This is a genomic window from Bradyrhizobium oligotrophicum S58 (assembly GCF_000344805.1).
Classification (GTDB): Bacteria; Pseudomonadota; Alphaproteobacteria; order Rhizobiales; family Xanthobacteraceae; genus Bradyrhizobium; species Bradyrhizobium oligotrophicum.
Genome location: NC_020453.1, coordinates 560,757 through 577,398 on the forward strand (window position 1 = coordinate 560,757; position 16,642 = coordinate 577,398).

The following is a 16,642-nucleotide window of genomic DNA, read 5'->3' on the forward strand; positions in this document are numbered from 1 at the left end:
CGGGTCAGTTCGCCGTCGATGGCAGGCGCCGGCGGGCACTGAGATCGTCGGCCGCGTCCGGTGCGGTTCCGGTGGGCCGGTCGGTGTCGGGCGGTATGATCAGGGCGACGAAGCCCTGACTGGCGCCTTGCCAGCCGAACATGTTGGTACGGAGCGTGAAGTCCGCCCGGATCGAGCGCTCTTCCCGCGCCGCTGCGGCCTGCATGCCCATGATGCAGGAGATGTCGGTGTCGTAGCACAAGGCGGCCCAGCCACCGGCGCGCCGCGCGGCGTTCGGAAGCTGCAGCTCGTGCGGATGCACCAGGCCCATCTCGTAGCGTGGATGGTCGGGGCTGTAGAAGGCCGCAGCAAAAGCGAGGCCATCGTCGCCGCCCACCGCGGTCAGCGGGCGGTCCGAGGCGGTCCGCCACAGCCGGTCCAGCTCGGCCACGGCGGGCTCGTAGAAGTTGCGGCCCTCGCTGAGCGGAACGTAGTTCCGGTACAGCGCATGGAGCGGCGCGACGATGGTGGCCGCGAACGCGGCGATCGCAATCGTTGTGGCGGCGAGGTTGATCGTCATGTCGCGGGGGACATGGTAGCTGGCGCCGCACACGGTAACGACAACGAACAGGAATATGCCCTGCAGGCCCCACAGCGGCGGCATGTCGGTGCCGAAGATCGCCGAGATCAACGCCGGGAAGACCACCGTGCCGATGCTGATCATCGCCAGAAGCCGGAGCCCGGAGTCGAGGCTGAGTGCGTCGTTGAGCACGCGGGTCGGACGCGGCCGCGTCATCGCCAGCCATATCAGGCCGGGAACACCGGCGATGCCGGCCATCGCGAGCAGGAAGCCGCCGCCCTCGATCAGAGCGGCCGCGGCGGTCTTGCCGACGTGATGCTCGATCGCGTGCGAGAATGGCTGCGCCCCGGTGGTGGCAAGCCAGACCAGGTGAGGCGCGAGCACCACGAGGCCGGCGAGCGCGGCGATCCATGGCGCCGCCGACGTGAAATAGGCGCGCCGATCGCGGTGACAGAGCGCCGCGATCGCGAAGCTGCCGATCAGGAAGATCGAGTAGTACTTGCCGAGCATGGCGAGCGCGGCGGTTGCGCCGGCCGCTACGGCCCAGCCGTTGCTGCGCGTCTCGAACGAGCGAAGGAAGCACCAGGTCGCGAGCGGCCAGCTCGACAACAGCACCGCATTGGCGTTGAAGCGCTGCGCATGCAGCTGATAGATCGGCAGCAGCATCAACAGCAGCAGCACGACGAGGCGCCGGTCGCCGCGTGCGAAGCGCCGGGTGATCAGATCCACGGCCCACAATCCGACCGCGGCGTTGGTGAGCGCCAGCAAATTGAACGACCAGTTGGTGAGCGGAAACACCGTCGTCCAAGCGCGCGCGGCCCAGCCCATCAAGGGCGGATGCTTGGTGGAGCCCCAGTCGAAGCTGCGCCCGAGCGACCAGGTCTCGATCACATCCTGATGGAGATCGCCACCCACATAGGCGATCGAGAAATACGCCATCCAGAACGCAACGAACCCCGCGATCAGCACCGGCACCGCCCAGCCGTCCTCGACGGCGTCGATCCAGATCCCGAGAGCCCTGCGCCACCGTGCGACCAAATCGTTGGTCTCGATCGCAATCGCCGGCAACGCAAGGCTCATGACGTGACTTCACTTTCAACAATGGCGCGACGAACTTCGTCCGGCGGCGCGTGCGCCGGGCGAAGGGATACGACCGCTGCCGGATTGACCCCTGTTAGAATTGTTAAAAAGAGTTCATGTCGCAAATTGTGAGGTGCGATGGCCCAATTGCGATCATGTTTGGCCGAGGCCGATACGAAACGATGCACGGCAGGCGGTTCCTGCCATGGACCGGACTTCGATCGGACAAATTCGGGGCGAAGCTTCTGCCGGCTACTCGTTTCGCGCGATCGTGCTGAGCTTGGTCAGGTCATGCAGCAGGATGCGGCCGCGTTGCAGATCCAGGATCTTGTCCTTGCGCCAGGCCTGCAGCTGCCGGTTGACGCTCTCGCGCGCCGCGCCGACGAAGATGCCGAGCTGCTCCTGCGAGATGTGCACCTCGGAACCGAAATCATCCGCCAGCGCACACAGCCGGCGGGCCAGCCGGACCGGCAGCGGCTGCAACACCGACTCCTCCATCCGCTCGCTCTGCCAGCGGATGCGCTGGCACAACAGCTGAATGATCCTGATCGCCACCTTGGGCTCGCGTTCCAGGAAGCTGAGGAAATCCTCGCGCCGCAGAACGAACAGCTCGGTGACTTCGCCGGCCGTGGCATCGGCCGTGCGCTCCTGTCCATCAAGCACCGCGACCTCGCCGAACAGATCGCCGGGCCCCATGAAGTTCAGCGTGAGCCGGCTGCCGTCGGTGGCGCCGGTCTCGATGCGGATCTGGCCGCGCCTGACCCCGAACAGGGCGTTGCCGGCATCGCCCTTCTGGAACAGCACCTCGCCCGCGGAGAGATGCTGGGTATGGCAAAGGGTCGCGAGACGCTGAAGCTCGTCGGCCCCGAGGTCGGCGAACATCGGGTTCATCTTCAGGATGACCGCAAATTCGGCCTGCTTGCTCATCGCTATACCTTCAGGAATGGATTGAAAGATGTACTTACGGAAACCGCTCTGGCGGAAGTGTGTCATAAGTCACATAAGGACGCACGTGCTCCCGACTATTTTCACCGCTCTTGGAGCGGTCCGCGGGATAGAATAGGCCTCGAGCGGGGTGGCGCTGCGGCGCGCTTGCCCCGCGTGAACCGCTCGCGCATCGCGATTGGGACATGGACATGAAAGCATTGAAGATCGCAGGCGGACTGGTTGGCGCCGTCATCGTCGTGCTCGCTCTCGCGCTGGCCTTCGGGCTTCCGGCGGGCTTTCTGACCGTCGCCATCCAGGATCGCGTCGAGCGCGACACCGGCTATCGTCTCACCATGGCCGGCTCGACGAGCGTCAGCCTGTGGCCTTCGCTGCATGCGACGTTGACCGACATCACGCTGCAGGATCCGAAGGAGCGGGACGGCAACAATCGGCTGACGATCGGCAAGCTGCAGGCCGACATGGCGCTGTCGAGCCTATGGTCCGGCCGGCCCGAGATCGGCGAGATCATCATCGACAAGCCCACCATTTATCTCCCGCTGCTGCGCGAGCGCCTGCGTGACAATGCACTCCGCAGCCGCCCCGGCGGGAAGCAGGAAGCGGCGCCCCCGGTTCGGATCGAACGGGTCACCGTCAGGGACGGCGCCGTCATCCTCTCCAATCCGCGCGACCGGGTCGAGAATCGGCTGGAGGGCATCGCTGCGACGGCCTCACTGAGCGACGGCGGCAAGATCCGAATCGCGGGAAGTGCACGCGCGGGTGATCGCCCGCTGACGTTCGACGTGACGGCTGCGGCCCCTGCGATGCCGATCGATCGGCAGACCGTGCCGGTCGAGTTCAAGATCGGGATGGCCAGCGCGTTTCGTGGCGTGCTGGCGGGTCGCGCCGAGGTCCGGCTCAACGGTCCGCTGGTGATGATCAACGGCCTGAGCGGCACGCTCGGCGACGGTGATTTCAACGGCTGGGCCTCTATCGACGTCGCGAGCAAGCCGCTGGTGAAGGTCGATCTCGATGTCGGCCGGTTGGATCTCGGGAACCCCGGGGCGCCGGGCACGGCCGGCTCTCCGGGCTGGAGCACGGCCCCGATCGATCTGCGCGGGTTGAACTACGTCGATGCGCGCGTGAAGCTGTCGGCAACGGACATCGCCGTCTCCAACGCGCGCCTTGGCCCGTTGGACGTGGAGGCGTCGCTGGCTGGCGGCGTATTGAAGGCGACCGTCAGCAATCTCGGCGTCTATGGCGGACAGGCCAACGGCGAGATCGTGATCGACGCATCCACCGGCAACCCCGCCTATGCCATGCATTGCGATCTCGCCGCGGTCCGCGCGCTGCCGCTGCTCTCGAGCCTCGCCGATTTCACCAAGCTCGATGCGCGCATGCAAGGCAAGCTGGCCTTGCGATCGAGTGGCGCCAGCCAGCAGGCGATCATGAGCAATCTCAGCGGCTCGGCGTTCCTGCTGTTCCAGGACGGTGCGATCCGCGGCATCAACGTCGCGCAGATGATCCGCTCATTGACGACCAATCCGCTGTCGGGATGGCAGGACTCCAAGGAGCTGACGACCGATCTCACCCAGCTCTCGGCGTCATTCCAGGTCGAGCGCGGGCAGGCGGCGACAAGTGACCTCAATCTGGCCGGGCCGCTGGTGAAGGTCACCGGTGCGGGCACGATCGATCTCGGCAATCGCGCGCTGGCGATGCGCGTCGAGCCGAAGCTGGTGATGACGACGGAGGGGCAGGGCCGCACCTCGGATCCGATCGGTCTTGGCATTCCCGTGATGATCGACGGCCCGTGGAGCCAGCCGCGCTTCTATCCGGACATGGCCGGCATCCTCGACAATCCCGACGCTGCCTACGCCAAGCTCAAGCAGATGGGGCAGGGCCTGTTCGGCAAGGACGGCGCCGGGCTCGACAATCTCATCAACGGCATCGGTGGCTTGATCGGAAACTCGACCTCCAACAGTGCGGCCGGAGCAAACGGCGCGCCAACGGGCGCGGCCCCGAACGCGCAGCCGCCGGCTGCTGGCCAATCCGATCTGCTGGGCGGCCAGCTGGGGGCCACGATCGGCAATCTGATCCAGCAGGGTTTGCAGCAGGGCACCCCGCCGCAAGGACGGAGCCGCGGCCGTACGCTGAATCCATCCGACGGCGCCGCGCCGCTGTCGGCCAGCCCGGCGCCGTCGGCGGCTGACGCGGCGCAGGATACGCCACCGGCTGCTGGCAGCCGGGCGGTGCCCTTACAGGATGGGAGCCAAGAGAGCGCCCAGGACAGCCAGCCCATGAACGACGTCCTGAAGCGCATTTTCAACAGGTAATATGAAACCTGAGGGACGATCACGTCTGGCCTCCTCCTATCTGGCCTCCTCCTAACGGAGGAGGATGTTCACCGCCACATGCGCGAACATGAGGCACGCAGGGCAGGCCTTCGCATGGGGCCCGTCCCGCCGGTCATTTTGTGCTAAATGGACGTCGGCGGTGCACCATCCCGATATGGCGCTGTCACTGAGGTGTCGTTGTCGACAGACGGCAGCGAGCGCGCCGTCCGAGGTTTGGCCTCGGTGCTGATGCGCGTGAGGGGTCCGGATGAGCGAGGTTGAGAACAGGGGCTGGTCGCTGCGGCAGGGTCTGTTTGCCAAATACGTCGTGTCGCTGGTCGGGCTCGTGGTGTTCGTGCTGGCCGTGAACGGGGTGACCGAAACCTGGATCAGCTATCAGGCCACCAAGGCGAGCCTGACCGCCGCCATGGCCGAAAAGGCCGATGCGAGCGCCCGGCGGATCGATCAGGCGGTCTCGGACCTGCAGCGCCAGATCAGCTGGGTGACCCGGGCGAGCGCCAAGACGCTGGAGGACCGCCGCGCCGACTATGTCCAGTTGCTCAGCCAGGTGCCGGCGGTCACGCAGCTCTATCAGCTCGACGGCCAGGGCCGCGAGCAACTCCGGGTCTCGCGCACCTCGATCTCGTTCTCCTCCGGCAATGATCTGTCGCGCGATCTGCGCTTCACCGACACCGTCACGCATGGGAGCAACTTCTCGGCGGTGACCTTCAAGGGCACGCAGCCGATGATGTCGATCTCGGTCGCGCATTCCGGCTTCAACGCCGGCGTGACCGTGGCCGACATCGATCTCGATTTTCTCGAAGACTTCATGACCGAGGCGCAGGTCGGCAAGGTCGGCATCGCCTATGTTGTCGATCCGCGCGGCCAGGTGCTCGCGAGCTCGGCGAAGGGGCCCGGTGTCGGCCAGGATCTCGCCAAGCTGCCGCAGGTCGCCGCGGTGATCGCCCCCGACGGCCAGCCGCTGGCATCCGGCACCGACGGCGAGGGCCACGCCGTGCTGTCGGCTGCCGCGACCTTGCCCAAGCTCGGCTGGGCCGTGTTCTTCGAGCAGTCCACGGCGCACGCTTTGGCGCCGATCCGCGACCAGCTGTTGCGCGGCGCGCTGCTGATCGCGCTTGGTCTTGCCGTCGCGACGCTTGCCGGATCGTTGCTGGCGCGCCGCATGCTCGTGCCGATCACGGCGTTGCGCGCCGGCGCGCACCGGCTCGGTGCCGGTGATTTCGGTCAGCGGATCGAGGTGAAGACGCATGACGAGCTGGAAGAGCTGGCCGATCAGTTCAACAGCATGGCGGGCCAGCTCGCGCAGTCCTATGCCGTGCTGGAGGCGAAGGTCGAGGAGCGGACGCGGGATCTGGCGCAGTCGATCAACGAGCTGAAGGTGCTGGAGGAGGTCGGACGTGCGGTGGCGTCCTCGCTCGATCTCAACGCGGTGCTGCCGACGGTGGCGGCGCGCGCGCTCGAGATTACGCATGCCGATGCGGTGCTGATCTATTCCTACGATGCGGCCGAACGTCGCTTCAGGCTGGTGGAAGCCAAGGGCGTCGAGGCGACGCAAGACGGCGCCCACACCATGCTCGACGAGCAGACGAGCCTGCTGTCCGACTCCGTGCGCAGCGGCGAGCCGATCGCGATCGCCGAGCTCGAAAGCGCGCCGGATCATCCGCTGCGTGACGTCGCGGTTGCAGCCGGCTTCCATGCCGTGCTGTTCACGCCGCTGGTGGATCAGCAGGGCGTGCTCGGCGCGCTCGTGGTGCTCAGGCGGTCAGCCGGTGCGTTCTCGCCGAACCTGATCGGTTTGATGCGCACCTTTGCCCACCAGGCCGTGCTCGCCATGCGCAATGCGCGGCTGTTCACCGAGGTCGACCAGAAGGGGCGGGAGCTCGCATTGACCCACGCGACGGTGCAGCAGCAGGCCGCCAAGCTCACCGAGCAGACCGAGCAGCTGCGCGAGTGGAACAAGTCGCTCGAGGATCGGGTCGAGAAGCAGCTCGGCGAGATCGAGCGGATCAGGCGGCTGGAGCGCTTTCTCGCGCCGCAGGTGGCGCAGATCATCGCCTCCTCGGACGGTCACGATGCGCTGCTGGAGAGCCACCGCCGCGAGGTCACGGTCGTGTTCTGCGATCTGCGCGGCTTCACGTCGTTCACCGAGACGACAGAGCCCGAAGAGGCCATGAACGTGCTGCGCGAATATCACGCGGCGCTCGGCAAGCTGATCTTCAAATACGAAGGCACGCTCGACCGTTATGCCGGCGACGGCGTGATGATCCTGTTCAACGCGCCGATCCCGTTCGAGGACCACGCCATGCGGGCGGTCAAGATGGCGCTGGAAATGCGCGAGGAGATCGGCCTCCTGACTGAGCGCTGGAAAAATCGCGGCCACAGTCTGGGGTTCGGCGTCGGCATCGCGCTCGGCTACGCCACGCTCGGCCAGGTCGGCTTCGAGCATCGGCTGGAATACGCCGCGATCGGCAGCGTCACCAACCTCGCCTCGCGGCTGTGCGACGAGGCCAAGGCGGGACAGGTGATCGTATCCCGCCGTGTCTTCGGCGTGGTCGAGCAGTCTGTCGATGCGAGACCGATCGACGATTTGCATCTGAAGGGCTTCAATCACCCGGTGCTGGCGATGGAGATTTTGCGCTGGCGTGGCGAGAGCGCCGAGGTGGTCGAAGTCGAAGAGCGGCGGCGTTCGTCGGCAACTAACAAGTAGGGTGGGCAAAGGCGCCCGGGTGGTGCCCGTTGCCGGCCGCAGTCTCGCGCGCCGTGCCCACCGCCGCAGTTTGGCGAAGAACGGTGGGCACGCGCCGCCGTCGGCGGCGCTTTGCCCACCCTACGCAGCCCGGCTCAATACGCCTGCTTCGCGTCCGCCTCCTCGCTGGTCTGGATCAGGTCGAGGCTCGCTTCGATCTTGCCGATCAGGCGATCGAAGGTCTTGCGCTCCTCGGTGGACAAACACGCCATGATGTCGCGCTCGCGTTGCTGCAGACGCGGGATCAGTTCCTCGTACAGCGTCTTGCCCTTGCGCGTCAGCCGCAGCCGAAACTCACGTCGGTCCTCGGCATTCTCTACGCGCTCGATCAACCGCCGCTCCAGCAGCGACGTCACGGCGCGGCTGATGGTCGATTTGTGGGTGCGGGTGCACGCCGCGACATACTGCGCGCTGCAGGCCTCGCGGCGGAAGCCGAGCGTCGCCAGCACGCGCCATTCCGGAATGTCGAGGCCATAGCGCTCGCGATATTCGCTGGCGAGCGCCGCGCTGACCTCGGCGGCCAGGCGATTCAGCCGGAACGGCGCGAACTTGAACAGATCGAGCCGCGCGGCGTCGTGCTGCGTTGCGGCATCGTCCGTGCGTTCGCCGGGCTTAGCCTGCTTCCTGTGTTCGCCGGCTGACGGGTTCGCCACCACGCGCTCCAATTTTTTTGAGTTGACGCGGCCGAGGCCGTGATGTGTAAGATAGTTGCAGGTGAGACTATCTTGCAAGCTCTCATGCGATCGAGCAGCGACAGGTTCTCACCGCGGGAAACGCCGGCAACAAGCAAGACGCAACAAGCAAGACATTCGTCAACGAGCAGGGCAACGAGCCATGGCGCAGGCCGATCCGGGGCAGAGCACGACCCAGGCGAAGGTTCAGTTCGGCTATCGTCGCAACGGCGATCAGGATCGAGCCACCCCGGCCGAACACCCGGTCGTCGTCGTGGGCGCCGGCCCGGTAGGCCTGTCCTTTGCGATCGATCTCGCCCAGCGCGGCCACGCCGTCGTGGTGCTCGATGACGCCGATCGTATCGGCGAGGGCTCGCGCGCGATCTGCTTCTCGAAGCGCTCGCTGGAATATTGGGACCGGCTCGGCGTTGGCGACCGCATGGTCGACAAGGGCGTCGTCTGGAACGTCGGCCGCATCTTCCACGGTCCGTCCGAACTCTATCAGTTCAATCTGCTGCCGGAGCCGGGGCACAAGCGGCCGGCCTTCATCAACCTGCAGCAGTTCTATGCGGAAGCCTATCTGGTCGATCGCGTCAACGCGCTGCCGGGGATCTCGCTGCGCTGGCGCAACAAGGTCGCCGCGCTCGAACAGCGCAATGATCATGTCGTGCTGACGATCGAAACGCCTGATGGACCCTATCGGCTGTCGGCGCAGTACGTGATCGCCTGCGACGGCGCGCGCTCGTCGCTGCGCCAGATGGTCGGTGCGGGCTTCTCCGGCAAGGTGTTCGAGGATCAGTTCCTGATCGCCGACGTCAGGATGACGGCCGAATTCCCGACCGAGCGCTGGTTCTGGTTCGATCCGCCGTTCCATGCCGGGCGTTCGGCGCTGTTGCACCGGCAGCCGGACAATGTCTGGCGCATCGACCTGCAGCTCAGCCGCTACGCCGATCCCACCGTCGAGAAGCAGCCGGAGAATGTGCGGCCGCGGATTGCGCGCATGCTCGGCCACGATCAGTTCGAATTCGAATGGATCTCGCTCTACAAATTCCAGTGCCGGCGCATGGAGCGCTTCATCCATGGCCGCGTGATCTTTGCCGGCGACTCCGCCCATCAGGTCTCGCCGTTCGGCGCGCGCGGGGCCAATTCGGGACTGGAGGATGCAGAGAATCTGGCCTGGAAGCTCGATCGCGTGCTGCACGGATCCTCGCCCGCGACGCTGCTCGAAACCTATCACCTGGAGCGCAGCGCGGCGGCCGACGAAAACATTCGCGAGTCCACGCGGGCGACGGATTTCATGGCGCCGAATTCGCACCAGGAGGCGCGGCTGCGCAAGGTGGTACTCGCGCTCGCCAGGGAGACCGAGTTCGGCAAGCGCATGGTCAATGGCGGTCGGCTGTCGGTGCCTTCGGTCTACGAGACGCCGCTGTCGACCGAAGACGACGAGGCCTGGCACAGTGGTCCTCGTCCGGGGACGTCGATGCCGGATGCGCCGCTGGAGGCCGCGGACGGACGGCAGCTTCATCTCACCGACGCGTTCAATGCCCAGGGCCGGCGCTTCACGCTGCTGTCCTTCGCCAATGGCGAGGCGATCGATGCACCCGACGACGTCGGTGTTGTCCGTATCGGCGGTCCGGATGGACTTGCCGATGGTGAGGGCTTCGCCGGCAAACGTTACGGCGCCGAGCCCGGCACATCCTATCTGCTGCGCCCGGACGGCTATGTCGCTGCGCGCTTCCGGCACCCGAGCCGTGCCGCGATCGCGGCGGCGGTCGCGCGTGCCTCCGGCCTGAACTGAGGACGCCGCAACGATGACGCTCTCGACCGCTTCACATTTTGCCAAGCCCGACGATGCCTTTCGCGCCATCGTCGAGGCGCATCGAGGCCTCTCGGACCTCGAAAGCGCCGATCTCGATGCGGCATTGGTCCTCATCCTCGCCAATCACATCGGCGACATCGGTGTGCTGCACGAGGCGATCAAGCTCGCGAAACGCAGCATGGCCAATACCAGTCAACAGCAACAACAGCAGCAATAGGCTGCTGCGCACACAGGGAATGAACTGATGGCGAAGGGTTTCGCATCCACCACCGACATGGCCGAGAAGAAGGTCACCTTCTCCGAGATCGGCCCGGATCTCTATGCGTTCACTGCAGAGGGCGATCCGAACTCGGCGGTGATCGTCGGCGACGATGGCTGCATCGTGTTCGATGCGCAGGCGACGCCGGCAATGGCCAACAAGGTGATCGAGCGCGTCAAGACCGTCACCGACAAGCCGATCAAATATGTCGTGCTGTCGCACTATCACGCCGTGCGCGTGCTCGGCGCCTCGGCCTATCACGCGCAGGGCATCGTCGCCTCGCAGGAAACCCATCGCCTGATCGTCGAGCGTGGCCAGCAGGACTGGGACTCCGAATATGGCCGATTCCCGCGGTTGTTCCAGGACGCCGAGAGCATTCCCGGCCTGACCTGGCCGACGCTGACCTTCGAAGGCGAGATGACGATCCATCTCGGCAAGCGCGAGGTGCAGCTGATCCAGATCGGCGCCGGGCATACTTCGGGCGACATCGTCGCCTGGGTGCCGGATGCCGAGGTGATGTTCTCCGGCGATCTCATCGAATATCACTCGGCCTGCTATTGCGGCGACGCGTATTTGCGCGAATGGCCGTCGACGCTCAACGAGATCCGCGACTTCAATCCCAAGGCGATCGCGCCGGGCCGCGGCGATGCGCTGAAGGGCGAGGCCACCGTGCGCGAGGCGATCGCGATGACGCGCGACTTCGTCTCTTCGCTGTATGGCGCCGCCGAGATGTCGGTGGCCAAGGGACGCAGCCTCAAGGAGTCGATGGCGGCGACGCGCGAGGTCATGGACCCGAAATTCGCGAGCTTCGCCATCTACGAGCATTGCCTGCCGTTCAACGTGTCGCGCGCCTATGACGAGGCCGGCGGCATCGACGATCCCGTGATCTGGACCGCCGAGCGCGACCGCGAGATGTGGGCCCGCCTGCAAGGAGAAGGATGATGAACGTCAACACATCGCCTGACCAGCTTCACCGTGCGTCGGGGCAGGTCACGCCAGACTACATGTCTGGCTTCGGCAATTCGTTCGAGACCGAGGCGCTGCCCGGCGCGCTGCCGATCGGCCGTAACTCACCGCAGCGCTGCGCCTATGGGCTTTACGCCGAGCAGTTGTCCGGCTCGCCGTTCACGGCGCCGCGCGGCTCCAACGAGCGCTCCTGGCTGTACCGCATCCGTCCCTCGGTGAAACACTCCGGGCGTTTCACGAAGGTCGATGCGGGCCTGTGGCGCACCGCGCCCTGCCACGAGCAGGAGATCACGGTGCAGCAGCTGCGCTGGGATCCGATGCCGATGCCGTCGGGTGAGGTGACGTTCCTGCAGGGCGTGCACACCATGACGACGGCCGGCGATGCCGCGACGCAGGCCGGCATGGCGACGCATGTCTACGTCATCACCAAATCCATGGTCGACCAGCATTTCTACGATGCCGACGGCGAGCTGATGTTCGTGCTGCAGCAGGGGCGGCTCAAGTTCGTCACCGAGTTCGGCCGCATCGATGCCGAGCCCGGCGAGATCGTCGTGATCCCCCGCGGCGTCAAGTTTCGGGTGGAGATTCCGGCTGGACCCGCGCGCGGCTATCTCTGTGAAAATTACGGTGGCGCCTTCACCTTGCCGGAGCGCGGCCCGATCGGCGCCAACTGCCTTGCCAATGCGCGCGACTTCCTGACGCCGGTGGCGTCATATGAGGACAAGGACACGCCCACCGAGCTCTACGTGAAGTGGGGCGGCGCGCTGTTCAAGACCGAGCTTGCGCATTCGCCGATCGACGTCGTCGCCTGGCACGGCAACTACGCGCCGTACAAATACGACCTGCGCACCTTCTCGCCGGTCGGCGCCATCGGCTTCGATCATCCCGATCCGTCGATCTTCACGGTGCTGACCTCGCCGTCGGAGACCGCCGGCACCGCCAATATCGACTTCGTCATCTTCCCCGAGCGCTGGATGGTCGCCGACAACACCTTCCGACCGCCGTGGTATCACATGAACATCATGTCGGAGTTCATGGGCCTGATCTACGGCGTCTACGACGCCAAACCGCAGGGCTTCGTGCCGGGCGGCATGTCCTTGCACAATTGCATGCTGCCGCACGGCCCGGATCGCGAGGCGTTCGATCACGCCAGCAATGGCGAGTTGAAGCCAGTCAAGCTCACGGGCACCATGGCCTTCATGTTCGAGACGCGCTTCCCGCAGCGGATCACGAAGCACGCGGCGGAGTCCGGCACATTGCAGCCGGACTACGCGGATTGCTGGAACGGGCTGGAGAAGCGCTTCGATCCGAACCGGCCATAGCAACGACTCTCGCCGTCATTCCGGGGCGCCGCGAAGCGGCGAGCCCGGAATCCATAGTCACGAGAGGTCGTGTGGATGGAAAGCCGAGCCACAGACAACTCGCCTCACACATCTTCCTGTGGCTATGGATTCCGGGCTCGCGCTTTGCCCGCCCCGAATGACGCGCGGAGAGAGTGTTCGAAACCCAGGAATACACTGTGACCCACTCCAACGCCCCCTCACTCCGCTCCTTCATTCAGATCGATCCGGCCTCGGACTTCCCGATCCAGAACCTGCCCTACGGCGTGTTCTCGGCCGCTGATTCGCCGAAGCCGCGGGTCGGCGTCGCCATCGGCGACTTCGTGCTCGATCTCGCGGTGCTCGAAGACGAAGGCTTGCTCGACCTGTCGCCGGCCTACGAGGTGTTCGCGCAACCTTCGCTCAACCCCTTCATGGCGCTTGGCCCCGTCGTGTGGTCGAAGGTCCGAGCGGCGATCAGCGCGCTCTTGCGCGACGACAATCCGCGGCTGCGCGACGACAAGCCGCTGCGCAGCCGCGCGCTGCGGCCGCGCAACGAGGTCACGCTGCATCTGCCGTTCCACGTCGCCGGCTACACGGACTTTTATTCATCCAAGGAGCACGCCACCAATGTCGGCGTCATGTTCCGCGGCAAGGACAATGCGCTGCAGCCGAACTGGCTGCACATGCCGATCGGCTACAATGGCCGCGCCTCGACCGTGGTCGTGTCGGGCACGAGGGTGCGCCGGCCGCGCGGTCAGCTGAAGCCGCCGAGCGCTGACGTGCCGAGCTTCGGGCCGTGCAAGCGGCTGGATTTCGAGCTCGAGATGGGCGTCGTCATCGGCCAGCCCTCGTCGCTCGGTGAGATGCTGACCGAGACGCAGGCGGAGGCGATGATCTTCGGCTTCGTGCTGCTCAACGACTGGAGCGCGCGTGACATCCAGCAATGGGAATATGTCCCGCTGGGGCCGTTCCAGTCCAAGGCGTTCGCGACCTCGATCAGCCCATGGGTGGTGACGCGGGAGGCGCTGGAGCCATTCCGTGTTGCCGGGCCAGCGCAGGATCCGACGCCGCTGCCCTATCTGCAGCAGGTGTCCGCGCAGAACTACGATCTCGCGCTGGACGTGGCCCTGCAAGCAGCCGGCAGTAACGCAGTGCAGAACATCTCGCAGACCAATTTCAAATACATGTACTGGTCGAGCGTGCAGCAGCTGATGCACCATGCCTCTTCCGGCTGCGCCATGAGCGTCGGTGACCTCCTGGGAAGCGGCACCATCTCCGGTCCCGAGAAGCATCAGCGCGGCAGCTTGCTGGAGATCAGCTGGAACGGCACCGAGCCTGTCGAGCTTGCTGGTGGCGTGAAGCGTACGTTCCTGGAAGACGGCGATTCCCTCGTCATGCGCGGCTGGTGCCAGGGCAACGGCTACCGTGTCGGCTTCGGCGAGGTCGAAGGCACGATCGTCGCGGCCGATTAGTCGCCCCATCCACCGTCGTCATTCCGGGCTCGCGCTACGCGCGCCCCGGAATGACGCGGGGAGAGCTCAGCGCTCCGCTGGCGGCACGTCCCTGACGCCCGCTACGAAGGCCGTGACATCCTCGGCCGCATATTTCAGATGAACGCGCTTGTCCGACGGCACTTGTTTCACCGTGCAGACGCCCGGCCGCCATTCGTGTCCGGGCCGGATCGGCCGCGGCGCGAAGCCGCCGCCACAGTTCGGGCAGACGTTGAACAGCCTGGTCGCGACGCAGTCGGCGCAGAAGGTGCATTCATAGGAGCAGATGCGCGCGTCCTGCGCTGATGGCGGCAGGTCCTTGTCGCAATATTCGCAGTTGGGCCGAAGCTGCAGCGCCATGGTCGTCTCGCAAGGTCAGGGAATATCGTAACTGTCGCAAAAGTGCTGGTGATATTGAAGGGCGCATTTCCCTCGATTTGCGCCGCGTGAGCTCATCCAGTCGACAACGAACCCAGCGGCAGCTTGGCGCTCTCCTTGAGGCGGTCGAGCACGATCGAGGAGCGGACATGCGCCACGCTCTGGTGCGGCATCAGCACGTTGTTGACGATGTCGGACAGGCTCTTGAGATCGCGCAGCACGACCTTGAGCAGATAGTCGGAATCCCCCGTCAGCGCGTACGCCTCCTGGATGTCGTCGACGCGGTTGACCAGCGCGCGAAACTTCTGCGCGTTGTCGGGCGAATGCGTCGCCAGGGTGATCTGGATGAAGGCGATCAGCTCGAAGCCCAGCGCCTGGCTGGCGAGCTGCGCCCGATAGCCCGCGATGACGCCGTCCTCCTCCAGCCGCATCCGCCGCCGCGAGCATTGCGACGCCGAGAGGCCGGCGAGATCGGCCAGCTCCTGGTTGGTGAGCCGGCCGTCGTCCTGCAGCGCGGCCAGGATGCGGAGATCGAAGCTGTCGACAGAAGTCATGCGTCATTACCTTAAATCGTGCACAGATCATGCATGATCCAGGGAAATTGACAATGGTTTGCATACTCCGTGCGCGGATTTCGGGAGATCATGGGCCAAGCCTGCCAAAGGAGCTGCCGCCATGGGTCCGTTTCCGCACGATGCGCCGCCTGCCACCGTCTCCGCCGACAACCCGATGGGCACCGACGGCTTCGAGTTCGTCGAATATGCCCACCCCGACGCGCATGAACTGCATGCCCTGTTCAAGCTGATGGGTTTCGCCGTGGTGGCGCGCCACAAGACCAAGGCGATCACGCTGTATCGCCAGGGCGACATCAACTATCTCGTCAACGAGGAGCCCGGCACTCACGGGCACGACTTCGTCGCCGCGCACGGCCCCTGCGCGCCGTCGATGGCGTTCCGTGTCGTCGATGCAAAGGTGGCCTATGCGCGGGCGATTGCGCTCGGCGCCGAACCAGCCGACCTGCCGGCATCGCAGAAGACGCTGGACGTGCCTGTCATCAAGGGCATCGGCGGCAGCCTGCTGTATCTCGTCGATCGCTATGGCGCCAAGGGCTCGGCCTACGATCTCGAATTCGAGTGGACCGGCGAGCGCAATCCGCGCCCAACCGGCTCCGGCCTCTATTACATCGATCACCTGACCCACAACGTGCATCGCGGCCGCATGGACGTCTGGACCGGCTTCTACGAAAAACTGTTCAACTTCCGCCAGATCCGCTTCTTCGATATCGAAGGCCGCGCCTCCGGCCTGTTCTCGCGCGCGCTGACCAGCCCCGACGGCAAGATCCGCATTCCCATCAATGAGGATGCCGGCGATTCCGGGCAGATCGAGGAGTATCTCAAGATTTATCGCGGCGAGGGCATCCAGCACATCGCCTGCGGCGCCCGCGACATCTACTTGACCGTCGAAGGCCTGCGCAGCGCCGGCCTGCCGTTCATGCCGTCGCCGCCGGACACCTATTTCGAGCGCATCGATGGAAGGCTGCCCAAGCATGGCGAGGACCTCGACCGCCTGAAGAGAAACGGCATCCTGATCGATGGCGAAGGAGTCGTCGCGGGCGGCCACACCAAGGTGCTGCTGCAGATCTTCTCGGCCAATGCGATCGGCCCGATCTTCTTCGAATTCATCCAGCGCAAGGGCGATGACGGTTTTGGCGAGGGCAACTTCAAGGCGCTGTTCGAATCGATCGAAGAGGACCAGATCCGCCGTGGCGTGCTGAAGGTGGAAGCGGCTGAGTAGGGCTCGTCACTGCGAGGAGCGCAGCGACAAAGCAATCCAGATTCCCGTCGGCATCCTGGATCGCGTCGCTTCGCTCGCGATGACGGCTTGATTGGAGGCAGGAATTCGCCAAACAACCAGTGTCGTCCCGGGCAAGCCCGGCGACGCGCCAGCGGCGTCGGGCGCCGACCCGGGACCCATACCGCGTGATGCATCGATGAGGCACGGCGGCAGATAGTCTTCGTCTCAGGACGGCTGGTGGTTATGGGTCCCCGCGTTCGCGGGGACGACACTGAGATTG

General features: G+C 65.4%; 13 protein-coding genes. 8 read left to right on the forward strand and 5 right to left on the reverse strand.

The window, feature by feature from the left end:
- Positions 1-4: 4 nt before the first annotated feature.
- Positions 5-1,639 carry a glycosyltransferase family 39 protein gene (locus S58_RS02580; protein ID WP_015663672.1) on the reverse strand — a complete coding sequence of 545 codons (1,635 nt, stop codon included), beginning with the start codon at positions 1,637-1,639 and terminating at the stop codon, positions 5-7.
- 252 nt (positions 1,640-1,891) lie between these two features.
- Positions 1,892-2,566 (reverse strand): Crp/Fnr family transcriptional regulator, encoded by a 675-nt coding sequence (locus tag S58_RS02585; protein WP_015663673.1) that lies wholly within the window; start codon positions 2,564-2,566, stop codon positions 1,892-1,894.
- Positions 2,567-2,775: 209 nt separating this feature from the next.
- Here S58_RS02585 and S58_RS02590 point away from each other — a divergent pair, with 209 nt between their 5' ends.
- Together S58_RS02590 and S58_RS02595 are read left to right on the forward strand one after the other, a co-directional pair.
- Positions 2,776-4,896 carry an AsmA family protein gene (locus S58_RS02590; RefSeq protein WP_042340500.1) on the forward strand — a complete coding sequence of 707 codons (2,121 nt, stop codon included), beginning with the start codon at positions 2,776-2,778 and terminating at the stop codon, positions 4,894-4,896.
- A gap of 268 nt (positions 4,897-5,164) precedes the next feature.
- Positions 5,165-7,624, forward strand: a complete 2,460-nt coding sequence (locus tag S58_RS02595) for an adenylate/guanylate cyclase domain-containing protein (RefSeq protein ID WP_015663675.1) — start codon at positions 5,165-5,167, stop codon at positions 7,622-7,624.
- Between the two features lie 134 nt (positions 7,625-7,758).
- On the opposite strand, the gene S58_RS02600 is transcribed toward S58_RS02595, so the two are convergent.
- Positions 7,759-8,220, reverse strand: coding sequence for a MarR family winged helix-turn-helix transcriptional regulator (locus tag S58_RS02600; protein ID WP_377813617.1), 462 nt, complete (start codon positions 8,218-8,220; stop codon positions 7,759-7,761).
- Positions 8,221-8,497: 277 nt separating this feature from the next.
- On the opposite strand from S58_RS02600, the gene S58_RS02605 reads away from it, so the two are divergent.
- The 5 genes from S58_RS02605 to fahA all read left to right on the forward strand — a co-directional run bounded on the left by S58_RS02605 (position 8,498) and on the right by fahA (position 14,172).
- Entirely contained in the window at positions 8,498-10,132 is a 1,635-nt protein-coding gene (locus S58_RS02605) for an FAD-dependent oxidoreductase (RefSeq protein WP_015663677.1), read from the forward strand.
- A gap of 13 nt (positions 10,133-10,145) precedes the next feature.
- The gene (locus S58_RS02610) at positions 10,146-10,370 is read left to right on the forward strand and encodes a DUF2783 domain-containing protein (RefSeq protein WP_015663678.1); all 225 of its coding nucleotides are present in this window, start codon (positions 10,146-10,148) and stop codon (positions 10,368-10,370) included.
- Positions 10,371-10,397: 27 nt separating this feature from the next.
- Positions 10,398-11,354 carry an MBL fold metallo-hydrolase gene (locus S58_RS02615; protein WP_015663679.1) on the forward strand — a complete coding sequence of 319 codons (957 nt, stop codon included), beginning with the start codon at positions 10,398-10,400 and terminating at the stop codon, positions 11,352-11,354.
- Positions 11,354-12,700, forward strand: a complete 1,347-nt coding sequence (hmgA, locus tag S58_RS02620; RefSeq protein ID WP_015663680.1) for a homogentisate 1,2-dioxygenase — start codon at positions 11,354-11,356, stop codon at positions 12,698-12,700. The genes S58_RS02615 and hmgA overlap by 1 nt, the downstream gene beginning before the upstream one ends.
- A 197-nt stretch (positions 12,701-12,897) precedes the next feature.
- Positions 12,898-14,172: a fumarylacetoacetase gene (fahA, locus tag S58_RS02625; protein ID WP_042340502.1), complete on the forward strand. Its 1,275-nt coding sequence runs from the start codon at positions 12,898-12,900 to the stop codon at positions 14,170-14,172.
- Between the two features lie 66 nt (positions 14,173-14,238).
- On the opposite strand, the gene S58_RS02630 is transcribed toward fahA, so the two are convergent.
- A complete protein-coding gene (locus S58_RS02630) occupies positions 14,239-14,550 on the reverse strand; it encodes a DUF1272 domain-containing protein (RefSeq protein WP_015663682.1) in 312 nt (103 codons plus the stop codon).
- Positions 14,551-14,642: 92 nt separating this feature from the next.
- Entirely contained in the window at positions 14,643-15,122 is a 480-nt protein-coding gene (locus S58_RS02635; protein ID WP_015663683.1) for an Lrp/AsnC family transcriptional regulator, read from the reverse strand.
- A gap of 121 nt (positions 15,123-15,243) precedes the next feature.
- Here S58_RS02635 and hppD point away from each other — a divergent pair, with 121 nt between their 5' ends.
- Positions 15,244-16,362 carry a 4-hydroxyphenylpyruvate dioxygenase gene (hppD, locus tag S58_RS02640; protein ID WP_015663684.1) on the forward strand — a complete coding sequence of 373 codons (1,119 nt, stop codon included), beginning with the start codon at positions 15,244-15,246 and terminating at the stop codon, positions 16,360-16,362.
- The last annotated feature ends 280 nt before the right edge of the window (positions 16,363-16,642 follow it).

Excerpts from the sequence above, each read along its gene's own strand:
- S58_RS02580 (WP_015663672.1), bottom strand. The coding sequence starts at position 1,639 with ATGAGCCTTGCGTTGCCGGCGATTGCGATCGAGACCAACGATTTGGTC.
- S58_RS02585 (WP_015663673.1), bottom strand. The coding sequence starts at position 2,566 with ATGAGCAAGCAGGCCGAATTTGCGGTCATCCTGAAGATGAACCCGATG.
- S58_RS02590 (WP_042340500.1), top strand. The coding sequence starts at position 2,776 with ATGAAAGCATTGAAGATCGCAGGCGGACTGGTTGGCGCCGTCATCGTC.
- S58_RS02595 (WP_015663675.1), top strand. The coding sequence starts at position 5,165 with ATGAGCGAGGTTGAGAACAGGGGCTGGTCGCTGCGGCAGGGTCTGTTT.
- S58_RS02605 (WP_015663677.1), top strand. The coding sequence starts at position 8,498 with ATGGCGCAGGCCGATCCGGGGCAGAGCACGACCCAGGCGAAGGTTCAG.
- S58_RS02610 (WP_015663678.1), top strand. The coding sequence starts at position 10,146 with ATGACGCTCTCGACCGCTTCACATTTTGCCAAGCCCGACGATGCCTTT.
- S58_RS02615 (WP_015663679.1), top strand. The coding sequence starts at position 10,398 with ATGGCGAAGGGTTTCGCATCCACCACCGACATGGCCGAGAAGAAGGTC.
- hmgA (WP_015663680.1), top strand. The coding sequence starts at position 11,354 with ATGAACGTCAACACATCGCCTGACCAGCTTCACCGTGCGTCGGGGCAG.
- S58_RS02630 (WP_015663682.1), bottom strand. The coding sequence starts at position 14,550 with ATGGCGCTGCAGCTTCGGCCCAACTGCGAATATTGCGACAAGGACCTG.
- S58_RS02635 (WP_015663683.1), bottom strand. The coding sequence starts at position 15,122 with ATGACTTCTGTCGACAGCTTCGATCTCCGCATCCTGGCCGCGCTGCAG.
- hppD (WP_015663684.1), top strand. The coding sequence starts at position 15,244 with ATGGGTCCGTTTCCGCACGATGCGCCGCCTGCCACCGTCTCCGCCGAC.